Raw genomic sequence first — 13,489 nt, 5'->3', positions numbered from 1 at the left:
GGATGTCGCGGGGCGTGCGCCTGAAGGTGCAGCGCAAGCCGCAGCGGGCAAGGGCTGGCGCGAAAGGTCGGCCCGCGCGGGGGGGGCCTTTCGCGCGCGCTCTCAGATCTCGGTCATCAACTGGGCTTTGGCGGTGACGAGCAGTTCGGCCATCTTGGCGCGGATTTCGTCCGCCGTGGCCTTGCCGTTCAGGTCGGCGGCAACCTTGCGCACCACATCCTCGATCCCGGCTTCCTCGAAGTCGGCTTCGACCACCGTCATCGCATAGGCCGCGGCCTCGTCACCCGATTTGCCCATCAGGCCCGCCGCCCAGAGGCCCACCAGCTTGTTGCGCCGCGCCTCGGCACGGAACTGCATTTCGGCATCATGGGCGAACTTGTTTTCGAAGGCGTTTTCGCGGTCGTCGAAGGTGGTCATGGGCGGCCCCTTTGTTGGAGTAGTCTTTGGTCTGATATGCCCTTCCCGCCGCCCTGCCGCAAGAGGCGGATCATGTGCCTGCCCGCTTTGTCACAGGGGAAGACGGGACGCCGCGGGCGCAGGTGCAAAAGGGGCTGGTCCCCGCGGGGTGTCTTTCGTGGCCTCTGGCTTGCAGACAGGGCGGGCTTCCCGTATAGGCCTGTCAAAGACAGACGGGGCGGTGCTTCACCGCCCCTTGATGCATTTCTCTTGGAGAGTTCATGGCACGGCGCAAGAAGGTCTATGAGGGAAAAACCAAGATCCTCTATGATGGCCCGGAACCCGGCACCTTGATCCAGTATTTCAAGGATGAAGGCATCTCGTCCGAAGCGCCGGTGACGACCGAAGCGAAAGGCACCGAAGGCAAGGGGGTGCTGAACAACCGCCTGTCGGAATTCTTCATGACCGGGCTGAACAGCATCGGGGTGCCGACGCATTTCCTCAAACGGCTGAACATGCGCGAGCAGCTGGTGCGCATGGCCGAGATTTTGCCGCTGGAAGTGGTCGTGCGCAATTTCGCTGCCGGCGAATTGTCGACCAAGCTGGGGATTCCCGAAGGCACCGCGTTGCCGCGTCCGATTGTCGAATACTACTACAAGGATGACCGGCTTTCGTCGCCGATGGTTGCGGAAGAGCACATCGTCGCCTTCGGCTGGGCCAGCCAGCAGGATCTGGATGATGTGGTGGCCCTTGCCCTGCGGGTGAATGATTTCCTTTCGGGTGTCATGATGGGCGTGGGCGTGCGTCTGGCCGATTTCCGCATCGAGGTCGGGCGGGTCTGGGAAGGCGATTACATGCGCCTGATCGTCGCTGACGAGATCAGCCCCGACAATTGTCGGCTGTGGGACATGCGCCCTGTGATCGACCGGGGCGACGGGCAGCCCGTAGCGGAACCCGGGCCGATGGCCGACGTCTATACCGAGCTTGCGCGGCGTCTGGGGGTCTTGCCGACCAATGTCACCCATACGACCAAGCCGACGCTGATCAATTAGCTGGCCCCATCGGAGGGACGGGCCGCCTTGCGGCTTGTGAGCTCCGCGCGCCCTCTTGCTCCGAAGGGGAGGGGGCGCTAAGGGTGGGGCGAAAATCGGACAGCCATTTGGGGAATTGCCATGAAAGCCCGTGTCACCATCATGTTGAAGGCCGGCGTTCTGGATGTGCAGGGTGAAGCTGTTCGCCATGCGCTTGGAACGCTCGGCTTTGCCGGGGTGCAGGGGGTGCGTCAGGGTAAGGTGATCGAGCTTGATCTGGCGGCAACCGATGCCGTGGCAGCCGAGGCTGAGGTGAAGGCCATGTGCGAGAAGCTTTTGGCCAATACGGTGATCGAGTCCTACCGCGTCGAGATTCTCTGACTCCGGTGCCGCGCGCGGCTGGCGGTGGCGGGGGGCTGTCTGCCCCCCGGACCCCCCGAGGATATTTTCAGACAGAAAATGCAGATCAGACCGGACGCCGCGTGAGTGCGAGGCGGATGCCATCCGCTGCCCGCACGGTGAGGTGCGCGACGGGGACCGGCGTCGCGCCTTCGATCGGCGCGAAGCGGTAGGCGCGGATCAGGTGCGCCAGCAGCAGCGTGCCTTCGACCATCGCAAAGCCTGCGCCGGTGCAGACACGGGGGCCTGCCGAGAAGGGCAGGTAGGCGTCGCGGGCGCAGGTCTTGTTGTCTTCGCGCGTCCAGCGGTCAGGATCGAATCCATCGGGATTGGCCCAGAGCCGTTCATGGCGGTGCAAGTGCCAGGGCGACAGCACGATCTGTGCGCCCGGGGCAAGACTGCGGCCCCGGAAGGTTTCGGGGCAGGCGCTTTCGCGCACCATCATCGGCACCGGCGGGTAGAGCCGCAGGGTTTCGCGGAACACGTCGCGGGTGAATTTCAGCTTTGACAGGGCTGCGAAATCGGCCTCGGCTGGCAGGGTTGCGGCCTCGGCGGCGACGCGGTCTTGTGCCTCGGGGTGGGTCGCGAGCAGGTAGAGCGCCCAGGCGAGCGCGGAGGCGCTGGTTTCATGCCCTGCGAGGAAGAAGATGGCGACCTGATCGACCATTTCCCCGGTGTCGAAGCGCTGGCCGGTCTGCGGGTCGGGGGTGAGCATGATCTTGGTGGCCAGATCATCGGGGGCAGTGCCTGCGGCGATTTCGGCGGCGCGCGCCATTGTCATGCGGGTGATGAGGGCGCGGATTCTGGCGGCAGCGCGCAGGGTGCTGCGGCGGTGCAGGCGCGGAACCCAGCGCGGGAGCGGCAGGAAGGCGGCAAGGTTCAGGATGGGCTGGGTTCGCTGGTAGGCGCGGAATTCGTGAAACACCTCTTGGGCGGTCTGATGCTCGATGGGGATCGAAAACAGGGTGCGGAAGATCACATCGGCGGCGGCGTGGCTCATTGCTTCCTCGACCTCCACCTCTCCCTCGGCGAGGCGGGCGGTGGCGGCGCGGGCGGCATCCCACATGGCGGGGAAAGTGTCGCGCAGACGGCCGCCTTCGAAGGCAGGATCGATGATCCGGCGCTGTCGCTTCCATTGCGCGCCATTGGTGACAAAGACCGAGTTGCCGAGGAGCGGGTTCAGCCCTTCGCGAATGCGGTCCGACTTGGGAAAATCATCGGGGCGGGTCTTGAGCACAAGATCGACCAGTGCCGGATCGTTGCACAGATAGCTGCGGAAGAACGGCGTTCTGAATTCGGCCATCCAGGCGCGGTAAAGCCGTGCGGGCTGGGCCGAGAGAATATCTTGCCGGAACAGCCGCAGGTGACGCCAGAGCGAGATGCGGTCGGGGCGGGGTATAGGCTTGGGAGGCGTCATGCCGTGTGTCTAAAGCGGTTGACCGCACGGGTGATGCGGCTTTTGGACGGGGCGCGGTTGGCATAGCGGGTCGCAAGGGTCTTTGGCCCTGCGGTGATCTGGAAATAATCGTAATCGCCGGGGCGGTCAAAGGCGCAGAGATACTGGAAATGCAGCCGGAAAAAGCGCCAGCGCAGAGCCTTCCAGCGTGCGGGCGACAGGGTTTGCGTGAAGGCGGCCGAGATCACCAGCGGCCAGCGCTGCCCCTCTGGCGCAACGCCCGTCACCGCCACCGGATCGCAAAGCGCAAAGGCGCAGCCATCGCCGGGAGCGGTTACATCGACCCATGTGATGTCGTCACGGGTGGACAGGAAGGCCAGATCGGCGCGCAGGCGGGTGGCTCCGGGCAGGAAACTGACCATGGGCACCACTTGGCCCAGGGACAGGAAGGCCAGCGGCGGGTGGCCGGCGGGCAGGCCGGTGCGCAAGAGGTCGGACAGGATCGACACGCCCAGATGTGCGCCCGAAGAATGGCCGACCACCAGCACCTCGTCACAGTCAGGCTCGAGTGCCGCGCGGATCGTGGCGGCAAACTCGGCCATCCGCGTTTCAAGCGCGGGCGGGTTGGCCCCGTTCCAGCGGGCGGAGAAGGCGTAATCATGCATCAGGTAATAGGCGAAGACCTTGTTATCATGCGCCTTGAACCAGCGCAGGATGAACGGCACCGGAAGCACACCGGCTGCGAGCAGCGCGGGGTGGACAGACTGCGCCAGCAGCGTGCCGAAGCCCCAGCCGATGGCGCAGGCAAGGGCAAGTTGCGCCAGCAGGAACACGATGGGATAAAGCGCGGCAATCACCGGCCCCTTGCGCAGACGCATCAGCCGGAACAGCGCGCCCGAGCCGATATAGGCCCATGCCGTGCGCACAAGCTGGGCATAGGTGGCGGGAATGGTGTTTGACATGCTGTCGCGCACGATGTCGGACCAGACCAGCACCTGAACATCGGCCTCGGCCCGCGCGCCCCCGATCACACCCTCGGCACGCCAGCCATAGGGGCCCTTGGTTTGCTTGGGCTGCAGGGTGATTTGATAGCCCGAAATCGCGGCCTGTTCGGCGGCCTCGCGGCGGTAGAGTTCGCGGTAGCGGCGCGGATGGATGGGATCGTAGCCCGGAATATAGAACACGCGGCGGCGGAAAGGCCGTGTGCCTTGTGCTGCCGTGTCGGTCGTGATCGGGTCTATCTTGGCCATCCGCCCCTCCTGCCTGCGCAGTCTAGGCGGCATTTCGGGCAGAAATAAGGGGAAAGCTGTCAGCCCAGCAGCGGGATGCCCAAACGGTCGAAGGTTTCCAGAAGCCACCAGCTGAAATCGGTGAAGGCCCCGGTGACCAGCGCCAGCCCGACCACAAGCAAGAGAACCCCCATCACGCGCTCGATGGTCTTCATGTGGGGTTTGAGCCGCTGCATCACGCCGAGCGAGCGTTCGACAAAGAGGGCGGCCAGCAGGAAGGGTAGGCCGAGGCCAAGCGCATAGACCGCAAGCAGCATGGTGCCGCGCTGCACAGAGCCTTCCTGCGCCGCAAGCGACAGGATGGCGCCCAGTTGCGGGCCGATGCAGGGGGTCCAGCCGAAGGCGAAGGCGAGGCCCAGCACATAGGCCCCAAGGGCGGTGCCGCCGCGATCGCCCGCATCGAGCCGCGCCTCCCGGTCAAGGATCGGGATGCGGAACAGGCCAAGGAAATGCAGGCCGAAGACAATAACCACCACACCCGAGATGCGCGCGAAAAGCACCTGATTTTGCAGGAAGAACGCGCCGAAGACCGAGGCGGTGAACCCCAGCAGCAGGAAGACGGTCGACAGCCCCATCACGAAGAACAGCGCGGGCAGGATCACCCTGCGGCGCGCGGTGGCATTGTCGCGCATGTCGCCCATCGAGATGCCGCCCATATAGGCCAGATAGGGCGGCACGATGGGAAGCACACAAGGCGAGAGGAACGAAAGCACCCCCGCTGCCAGTGCAATCAGCATGGCGGGCAGCAAGGCTGCGTCGATCAGGTCTATTCCGAACATGGCCGCGTGTCCCCTTTGGGGCAGTGATAGCTTGACGCGCCGCGCGCGTCACGGGGGCGGGGTGTCACATCGGCGTGGTGTGAGTGAAATATCGGACAAAGGCGGACGTTCGCGTCAAAGCAGCGGGGGCGGCAGATGGTTCTGCCGCCCCCGTCAGAATGTGCAAAGGTCAGCGACCCAGCGACCACCAGCCCTTGCGCTTGGGCTTGGCGGGGGTGTCGTCGGCTTCCGGTTCTGGCGCGGAGGCGAGGCCGGGATCAACCTGCAATCCGGTTTGTGCCGCCGCCGCTTCGTCGCCGGGCGCGGGTTGCAGGGCCGGAGTGGCCTCGACCTGCGACGCAGCTTCCGGCGCTGCCGCCGGAGGTTCGGCCGCAGGAGCCTCGGCCACAGGTCCGGCAGAGCCGGCTTCGGGCGCTGCCTCTGTCACCGGGGCCGATGCTGCCGCCGGAACGGCTTCGGCGATGGCTTCTGGCGCGGCTTCAGCCTCTTTTGCCTTGGGCTTGCGGGACCGGCTGCGCTTCTTCGGGGCTTCGGTAGCCTCTGGTTCCGGCGCTGACGCGCCTTCCGGTGCCGGTTCGGCCTCGGGCGTCGCGGCGGCTTCGGTCACGGCCTCGGAGGGGGCCGCCTTCGGCTTGCGCGAGCGGCTGCGCTTTTTCGGCGCTTCGGGCTCTGCCGCGGGGGCCTCTGCACCGGCCTCTGCTGCGGGCACCTCTGGTGCTGCACCTTCGGCGACCACCGCATCAGTGGCAGCCTCGGCGCCATCGACCTCGTCACCCTCATCACCATCGGCATCATCCGACGTGGCATTGCCCTCGGCGTCGGTTCCATTCGCGCCAGCGCCCTTGCGGCGGCGGCGGCGGCGGCGCTTTTTCTTGCCGTTGCCGTCCGATTGGCGCGGTTCGGTCCCTTCTGCCTTGGCCTCGGCTTCGGCGGGTTCTTCCGTCTCGGCCTCGTCCTCGGCTTCGGCTTCGATCGGCAGATCCTCGTCCTCTTCCTCGGCGACAGGTGCGCCCATCAGGCTGGAGTTGCCCGAAATCACCGAACCCGGTTCCGGCACCACGCGCAGCGCGGTCTTGAACTTTTCGATGGTGTAATCGGGGCTGATCATCGACGGATCGGCTTCGAGCCGCACCGCCATGCCATACCGGGCCTCGATCAGCGCGATATGCTCACGCTTCTGGTTGATCAGATAGTTGATGATGCCGATGGGCGCGCGCAGCAGCACCTCTTTGGAGCGTTTGCGCGTGCCTTCCTCTTCCAGCGCGCGCAGCACTTGCAGGGCCATCGAATCATCCGACCGGATCAGTCCGGTGCCGTGGCAATGCGGGCAGGGCTGGGTGGTGGATTCGAGCATGCCGGGGCGCAGGCGCTGACGGCTCATCTCCATCAGGCCGAAGCCCGAGATGCGGCCGACCTGAATGCGGGCGCGGTCGGTTTTCAGCTTGTCTTTCAGGCGCTTCTCGACGGCGGCGTTGTTGCGACGCTCTTCCATGTCGATGAAGTCGATCACGATCAGGCCCGCAAGGTCACGCAGGCGCAACTGGCGTGCCACCTCTTCGGCGGCCTCCAGGTTGGTTTTCAGCGCGGTCTCCTCGATGGAGCCTTCCTTGGTGGCACGGCCCGAGTTCACGTCGATGGCCACCAGCGCCTCGGTGATGCCGATGACGATGTAGCCGCCCGATTTGAGCTGGACCACGGGGTTGAACATGCCGGCCAGATAGCCCTCGACCTGATAGCGCGCAAACAGCGGCGTCGGGTCGGTGTAGCGCTGCACCGCCTTGGCGTGGCTGGGCATGATCATGCGCATGAAGTCTTTGGCGGTGCGGAACCCGTCTTCGCCTTCGACCAGAACCTCGTCGATCTCGCGGTTATAGAGATCGCGGATCGAGCGCTTGATGAGGTTGCCCTCTTCATAGATCGGGGCAGGGGCGATGGATTTGAGCGTAAGTTCCCGGATCTGTTCCCACAGCCGCATCAGGTATTCGTAATCGCGCTTGATTTCCGCCTTGGTGCGCTTGGCGCCTGCGGTGCGGATGATGAGGCCTGCGCCTTCCGGTACTTCGATCTCGCCGGCGATTTCCTTGAGCTTCTTGCGGTCTGCGGCATTGGTGATCTTGCGGCTGATCCCACCCCCGCGCGCGGTGTTGGGCATCAGCACGCAGTAACGGCCTGCAAGCGACAGATAGGTGGTCAGCGCGGCACCCTTGTTGCCGCGTTCTTCCTTGACCACCTGCACCAGCATGATCTGGCGGACCTTGATGACTTCCTGAATCTTGTAGCGCCGCGCACGGGGTTTGCGCGGGGCGCTGATTTCTTCGGCCACGTCCTCTTCGGCGATGGATTCGATTTCATCGTCGGTGTCCGAGGCGTGGTCCATCGCGCGGTAGGGCGTCTCGCCATTGCCGTTCTCGGCGCCGTTTTCCGCGCCGTGATCTGCCGCATGGTCGTGGCCGTGGTCCGCGTGGTCTTGCGTGGCGGCGGTGGCGGGTGCCTCTGCCGTTTCGCCATCGTGATCTTCGTCCAGATCGACCACATCCATGCCCGCCGGACCCGAGGTCACGGCATCCTGCGCCTTGGCCTCTTCGGCGGCCGGCTTGGGGCGCGGCGCGCGGCGGCGCGAGCGGCGGTTTTCTTCCTCTTCCTCGGCACGGGCAAAGGCGCGTTCTTCTTCGATCAGCGCTTTTCGGTCTGCCACCGGGATCTGGTAGTAATCGGGGTGGATTTCGGCAAAGGCCAGAAATCCGTGCCGGTTGCCGCCGTAATCGACAAAGGCTGCCTGAAGCGAGGGTTCGACCCGCGTTATCTTGGCAAGGTAGATGTTGCCAGCAAGCTGGCGTTTGTTGACGGTTTCAAAGTCGAATTCCTCGACCTTGTTTCCGTCGACCACCACAACCCGAGTTTCCTCGGCGTGGGTGGCATCAATAAGCATTTTCTTAGCCATATCATTCCATTGCGCCTCAAACGCATCAACCCCTCTGGCGGACCGGAGGGGCATTGATACGGGTTGCGGCGTCTTGTTCGGGCGGGCTCGCGCGTCAGGCGTGACGGCAGAATGCCCATTGGGCACCCCACGCCGTTCATCGTCTTTGTCGCGCGCGTCATCGCGGTTCACGTCTGAGGGGCAAAGCCCCCCACCTTCAAAAAGCCCGGTTGTCCAACGACTTACGGGCAATGACAACAGCCTTGCGGCCGATCCGGCTGCTTGCCCGCGCGTCGCGTTTCATCGCATCGGCCATGGCTTGCAGAGAATTCTGAACATGGGACTGCCCATGCTCGCCAACCCTAGCGGCAAAGCGCGCGCAAGGGCAATGGGCAATTTGTGCACGACACCGACCCGCTGCCCTCGTGGCGCGGCCGAATCCGGTCAGTAGCGGGCGGGAACGTAGAGTTCTGGCGGCAGCACGGCGCGTTCGTAATCGGGGTTGAACACGCGTTCGGGCAGGTGAACCTCGTCATGCGGGACAGGCTCATAGGGGATGAGGCTGAGCAGATGGGCGATGCAGTTCAGCCGCGCGCGCTTCTTGTCATTGCCTTCCACGATATACCACGGCGCTTCGGGAATGTTGGTACGGGCCATCATTTCCTCTTTCGCCTTGGTATAGTGCTCCCACCGCACCCGGCTTTGCAGGTCCATTGGCGACAGCTTCCATTGCTTCATCGGATCATGGATGCGCATGAGGAAGCGCATCTGCTGTTCCTCATCGGTGATGGAGAACCAGTATTTGATGACGGTGATCCCGGAGCGCACCAGCATGCGTTCAAATTCCGGCACATCGTGAAAGAACTGTTCGACTTCGTCTTCGCTGGCAAAGCCCATCACCCGCTCGACACCGGCGCGGTTATACCAGCTGCGGTCAAACAGGACGATTTCGCCGCCTGCGGGCAGGTGCGGCACATAGCGTTGAAAGTACCACTGCGTCTTTTCGCGGTCGGACGGGGCGGGCAGGGCGACGGTGCGCACCACGCGCGGGTTCAGCCGCTGGGTCAGGCGCTTGATGACGCCCCCCTTGCCGGCGCTGTCGCGGCCTTCAAAGATCACCACGATCTTCTTCTTGTGATACTGGACCCAATCCTGCAGCTTGATCAGCTCTGACTGCATGCGGATCAGCGCATGGAAATAGCGGTGCCGGTCAATCGTATCGGGGTGCTTCTGCTTGTAGATCCGCGCGATTTCGAGCGAAAGCTGGGCATCTTCCAACTCCAGCTCGAAATCCTCGTCAAAAGTGTCGGCGAGTTCGGCTTCCAGCCAGTCTTGCGCGGGGGTCGTCACGGAGGGCACCTTTCAGGATGGTTCCGCCGTGATTACTCCCGCGCCGGTAACAGCAATGCGACAGGTTCAGGTGTAATCCTGCCGCTGCAAGCCATATTTCGCCATCTTCTCGTTCAACGTCCGACGCGGCAGGCAGAGTTCATCCATCACGGCGACGATGCTACCCTTGTGGCGGCGCATGGTGTTGTCGATCAGCATTTTCTCGAAGCTTTCGACATATTCTTTCAGCGGCTTGCCTTCCGTTGTCATCGCGGGGCCGGAGGCTTCGTTGTCGGCCATCAGGAGGCTGGCGATAGACCCCGACCCGCGCCGGTTCTGCAGCACGGCCCGTTCGGCGATGTTGACCAGCTGGCGCACATTGCCGGGCCAAGGCGCCTGCAGCAGTTGCGCGGCCTCTTGCGCGGTGACCTGCGGCGCGTCGCAGCCGTATTCTTCGGCAAACTGTTCCGACATGCGGGTGAACAGCGTCAGGATATCCTCGCCGCGCGACCGCAGCGGCGGGCAAAGGATCGTCATGGCACCCAGGCGATAGTAAAGATCGGCGCGCAGGGCGTCTTCCAGCGTCTTGTCGGGGGCGTGTTCGTTGCAGATGGCGATGATACGGGTTTCCGGCGGGGTGCCGCCTTCGTTGATCAGCGTCAGAAGACGCGCTTGCAGCGACTGGCTCAGCGCCTCCACATCCTCAAGGCAGAGCGTGCCGCCGCGCGCTTCCTCGACAAGCGGGATGCTGCCATCTTCGGCGGGGCCGAAGAGTTTGGCGGCAAGCTGGTCTTCCGACCATGCGGCGCAAGAGATGGTCACGAATTTCTTGGCCGCGCGCGGCCCCACCGCATGCAGCGCATGGGCCACCAGCGTCTTGCCGGTGCCGGTTTCGCCGTCGATCAGCACATGGCTGTCGGCCTGCCCGAGATCGAGGATGTCTTCACGCAGCCGTTCCATCACAGGGCTGCCGCCGATGAGCTTCTTCATCAGCACCGAGCCGTCCGACAATTCGCGCCGCAGCGCGCGGTTGTCGAGCGTGAGGCGGCGGGCCTGCGTTGCACGCTTGGCCAGTTCGGTCATGCGGTCGGGGTTGAACGGCTTTTCCAGAAAGTCATAGGCCCCCACGCGCATTGCCTCGACCGCCATCGGCACATCGCCGTGGCCGGTGATCATGATGACGGGCAGACCGGAATCCATGCTCATCAACCGTTTGAGAAAGGCCATCCCGTCCATGCCGGGCATCTTGATGTCACTGACAACCACGCCCGCAAAATCGGCGCTGATGCCCTTCAGCGCATCCTCGGCACTGGCATAGGTTTCGGTATCGAAGCCCGACAGGGCCAGCCACTGGCTGATGGATTGACGCATATCGGCCTCGTCATCGACGATGGCCACCTTCATTGCGCGCGACATGAAAACCTCATTCCGCAGCTTCCTGCTCTTTTATCGGCCCCATCAGGGGCAATTGCATTTCAAACACCGCGCCGCCGCCTTCGGCATTGCGCGCGGTCAGACGGCCCCCCAGATCGCCCACGATCCCCGAAGAGATCGCAAGACCAAGGCCGACACCCTCGCCGGGCTTTTTGGTGGTGTAGAAAGGCTCGAAAAGGTTATCCAGATCGGCGATCCCGTGGCCGTTGTCACGCACCATCAGCATGGCGGTATCCCCTTGGCTCAGGATCAGGTCGATCTGCGGGCCTTGACGGTCCTTGGTGGCATCCAGCGCGTTGCGCAGCAGGTTGATGATCACCTGCTCCAGACGGATGCGGTCTGCCATCACCATCACCGGCTGGCGGGGCAGGGTGCGCGTGATCTTGACCACGCGCGCCTTGAGTTGTGGCTCCATCATCGACAGCGCCGAACTGAGCGCCTGACGCATATCCACCGGCTCGAACGCCTCGCCGCCCTTGCGGGCGTAGGATTTGAGCTGGCGGGTGATCGCGCCCATGCGTTCGATCAGGTCGTCGATGCGCTGGAACGACGACAGGGCTTCCTCGGGGCGGCGGCGCTGTAACAACAGTCGCGCGCCGGCGAGATAGGTTTTCATCGCGGCGAGCGGCTGGTTCAACTCGTGGCTGACGGCGGCCGACATTTCACCCAAGGCCGCCAGCTTTGACGATTGCGCCAGCGTGAGTTCGGCCACGGCAAGGTCTTTCTGCACCTTCTCGCGTTCGGCAATCTCGCGTTGCAGACGGGCGTTCAGCAGCCGCAGTTCCGCCGACTCGCGCCGGAAGCTCATGCTTTGCGACCATGCCTTGCGCGACAGGGCATAGAAGGTAAGCGCCAGCAGGATGGCAAAGCCCATGATTTCCAGCGCCAGAACGCCATTCACCCGCTCGCGCACCGAATCATAGGCGGTGAAGGTGACCATGCGCCAGCCACGGAACGGCACCCGCGCCTCGGTCTTCATCACGGCCTGACCGGCAAGATAGGCATCGGGCGGGTTTTGCGCCCAGTCGGCGGTGGCCTGCAGCGCGCGCCCGATGGCCGAGCGTTCCTCGCGCACCGCCAGCGCCTCGGCCAGCGGCAGGCCGCGCCAGCGCGGTTCGGTGGCCAGAATGACGGTGCCTTCGCTGTCGGTGACCAGCACCGCATCCTGAAAACCGGCCCAGGCGCGTTCGTATTTCATCAGGTCGACCGCGACCGCGATCACCCCCACGGGGCGGCCATCCACGATGATCGAGCGGGAATAGGTGAAATCGAACCCCGCCGTGCCGCGCCGCGCGGCAGTAAAGATCGTATCCTTGGCCCGCAAAGCATCGACGTAGAAACTTTCGGTGCGATAGAGCGTGCCCAAGAGATTGCGGTTGGTCGCGCCCACCACGCGGCCATCACGGTCCATCAGCATGATCGAGGCCACCCCGATCTCGGACTGCACCTTGATAAGCCGCTGGGAGGTCTGCGAGAAATTGCCCTGCCGCAGCGCCTCGCCAAAGGCGGGGTCGGTGGACAGCAAGAGCGGCACCACCGAGGTGCGCTGCAATTCGGAAATCATATTGCCCGAATAGAGCGCCAGCCGCAGGTCGGCCCTGTTGCGCGTGGTTTCCGAGAATCGCTCGGTGAGCCAACGGTTGGTGACCAGCACCACCCCCACGGCCAGCACGATCATCAGCGCCACAACAAGTTTCACGCGCCAGGAGATGCCCTGCGCGTCGTCTGTCTGGTCGTTGGGAAGCCGTGTGTCCGCCATGCGCGCGACTCTAGGCTGTGGTCAGGTGCGTCTCAAGCCGGGGTCGGTCAGGCAAGCGCCATCCCGCCCATCAGAGATTTGAACATTCCGGCGCCATCGGTGCCGCCGTGAACCGGCTCGCAGGCGCGCTCTGGGTGGGGCATCATGCCCAGCACACGGCGGTTTTCCGATAGGATGCCCGCGATGTCGCCCATCGAGCCGTTGGGGTTCTGCGCGTAGGTAAAGGCGATGCGGTCCTCGCCCTGCAGACGCGCCAGACCTTCGGCATCGGTGGTGTAATTGCCATCGTGATGCGCGATCGGGATCAGGATTTCCTGCCCGCGCCCATAGGTGCTTGTATAGGGGCTGTCGGTGGTGGCGACGCGCAGTGCGACGGTTTTGCAGGCAAATTTAAGCCCTGCGTTGCGCATCAGCACGCCCGGCAGCAGCCCCATTTCCGTCAGCACCTGAAAGCCGTTGCAGATGCCCAGCACATAACCGCCACGGGTGGCATGGGCCTTGACCGCCGCCGCGATGGGGGATTGGGCGGCAATCGCGCCGCAGCGCAGGTAGTCGCCAAAGGAAAATCCGCCCGGCACGCCCACGACATCGACACCGGGGGGCAGGTCGGTGTCCTTGTGCCAGACGCGCGCCACCTGAAAGCCCGCCTGTGCAAAGGCCGATGCCAGATCCCGGTCGCAGTTCGATCCGGGGAAGGTGATGACAGCGGCTTTCATGGGGGACTCTCCCTGATGGTGCGATCTGCCTTGCCCCATAG

General features: G+C 64.2%; 11 protein-coding genes. 2 read left to right on the top strand and 9 right to left on the bottom strand.

All coding sequences use genetic code 11. From position 1 onward, the window contains the following. Positions 1–102: 102 nt before the first annotated feature. On the bottom strand, positions 103–417 hold the full coding sequence (locus G3572_RS16415) for a DUF1476 domain-containing protein (protein WP_164613892.1): 315 nt from the start codon (positions 415–417) through the stop codon (positions 103–105). A gap of 260 nt (positions 418–677) precedes the next feature. On the opposite strand from G3572_RS16415, the gene G3572_RS16410 reads away from it, so the two are divergent. Continuing rightward, positions 678–1,448: a phosphoribosylaminoimidazolesuccinocarboxamide synthase gene (locus G3572_RS16410; RefSeq protein ID WP_164613890.1), complete on the top strand. Its 771-nt coding sequence runs from the start codon at positions 678–680 to the stop codon at positions 1,446–1,448. Positions 1,449–1,568: 120 nt separating this feature from the next. Next, the gene (gene purS / locus G3572_RS16405) at positions 1,569–1,808 is read left to right on the top strand and encodes a phosphoribosylformylglycinamidine synthase subunit PurS (protein ID WP_164613888.1); all 240 of its coding nucleotides are present in this window, start codon (positions 1,569–1,571) and stop codon (positions 1,806–1,808) included. A gap of 85 nt (positions 1,809–1,893) precedes the next feature. Here purS and G3572_RS16400 read toward each other — a convergent pair whose 3' ends face one another. The 8 genes from G3572_RS16400 to purQ all read right to left on the bottom strand — a co-directional run bounded on the left by G3572_RS16400 (position 1,894) and on the right by purQ (position 13,448). Then, the gene (locus G3572_RS16400; protein ID WP_164613886.1) at positions 1,894–3,243 is read right to left on the bottom strand and encodes a cytochrome P450; all 1,350 of its coding nucleotides are present in this window, start codon (positions 3,241–3,243) and stop codon (positions 1,894–1,896) included. Then, complete coding sequence (locus G3572_RS16395) at positions 3,240–4,472, bottom strand: hypothetical protein (RefSeq protein WP_164613884.1); 1,233 nt, start codon at positions 4,470–4,472, stop codon at positions 3,240–3,242. The genes G3572_RS16400 and G3572_RS16395 overlap by 4 nt, the downstream gene beginning before the upstream one ends. 59 nt (positions 4,473–4,531) lie before the next feature. Beyond that, a complete protein-coding gene (locus G3572_RS16390; RefSeq protein ID WP_164613882.1) occupies positions 4,532–5,290 on the bottom strand; it encodes a cytochrome c biogenesis CcdA family protein in 759 nt (252 codons plus the stop codon). Positions 5,291–5,459: 169 nt separating this feature from the next. Then, positions 5,460–8,231, bottom strand: coding sequence for an Rne/Rng family ribonuclease (locus tag G3572_RS16385; RefSeq protein WP_164613880.1), 2,772 nt, complete (start codon positions 8,229–8,231; stop codon positions 5,460–5,462). Positions 8,232–8,654: 423 nt separating this feature from the next. Then, positions 8,655–9,560: a polyphosphate kinase 2 gene (gene ppk2, locus G3572_RS16380; protein ID WP_164613878.1), complete on the bottom strand. Its 906-nt coding sequence runs from the start codon at positions 9,558–9,560 to the stop codon at positions 8,655–8,657. 66 nt (positions 9,561–9,626) lie between these two features. Beyond that, complete coding sequence (locus G3572_RS16375) at positions 9,627–10,955, bottom strand: sigma-54-dependent transcriptional regulator (protein ID WP_164613876.1); 1,329 nt, start codon at positions 10,953–10,955, stop codon at positions 9,627–9,629. Positions 10,956–10,962: 7 nt separating this feature from the next. Next, entirely contained in the window at positions 10,963–12,732 is a 1,770-nt protein-coding gene (locus G3572_RS16370; protein WP_164613874.1) for a sensor histidine kinase, read from the bottom strand. A 47-nt stretch (positions 12,733–12,779) separates the two neighbouring features. Then, positions 12,780–13,448, bottom strand: coding sequence for a phosphoribosylformylglycinamidine synthase subunit PurQ (gene purQ / locus G3572_RS16365; protein WP_164613872.1), 669 nt, complete (start codon positions 13,446–13,448; stop codon positions 12,780–12,782). Between the last annotated feature and the right edge of the window lie 41 nt (positions 13,449–13,489).

It is taken from the genome of Pseudotabrizicola algicola (assembly GCF_010915705.1).
GTDB lineage: Bacteria > Pseudomonadota > Alphaproteobacteria > Rhodobacterales > Rhodobacteraceae > Pseudotabrizicola > Pseudotabrizicola algicola.
The sequence above is the reverse complement of the archived record's forward strand: the minus strand, read 5'-3'. Positions and strand labels throughout refer to the sequence as shown.

What these genes read in the sequence shown, in the direction of transcription:
- G3572_RS16415 (WP_164613892.1), bottom strand. Translation starts at nt 417, where the DNA reads ATGACCACCTTCGACGACCGCGAAAACGCCTTCGAAAACAAGTTCGCC.
- G3572_RS16410 (WP_164613890.1), top strand. Translation starts at nt 678, where the DNA reads ATGGCACGGCGCAAGAAGGTCTATGAGGGAAAAACCAAGATCCTCTAT.
- purS (WP_164613888.1), top strand. Translation starts at nt 1,569, where the DNA reads ATGAAAGCCCGTGTCACCATCATGTTGAAGGCCGGCGTTCTGGATGTG.
- G3572_RS16400 (WP_164613886.1), bottom strand. Translation starts at nt 3,243, where the DNA reads ATGACGCCTCCCAAGCCTATACCCCGCCCCGACCGCATCTCGCTCTGG.
- G3572_RS16395 (WP_164613884.1), bottom strand. Translation starts at nt 4,472, where the DNA reads ATGGCCAAGATAGACCCGATCACGACCGACACGGCAGCACAAGGCACA.
- G3572_RS16390 (WP_164613882.1), bottom strand. Translation starts at nt 5,290, where the DNA reads ATGTTCGGAATAGACCTGATCGACGCAGCCTTGCTGCCCGCCATGCTG.
- G3572_RS16385 (WP_164613880.1), bottom strand. Translation starts at nt 8,231, where the DNA reads ATGGCTAAGAAAATGCTTATTGATGCCACCCACGCCGAGGAAACTCGG.
- G3572_RS16375 (WP_164613876.1), bottom strand. Translation starts at nt 10,955, where the DNA reads ATGTCGCGCGCAATGAAGGTGGCCATCGTCGATGACGAGGCCGATATG.
- G3572_RS16370 (WP_164613874.1), bottom strand. Translation starts at nt 12,732, where the DNA reads ATGGCGGACACACGGCTTCCCAACGACCAGACAGACGACGCGCAGGGC.
- purQ (WP_164613872.1), bottom strand. Translation starts at nt 13,448, where the DNA reads ATGAAAGCCGCTGTCATCACCTTCCCCGGATCGAACTGCGACCGGGAT.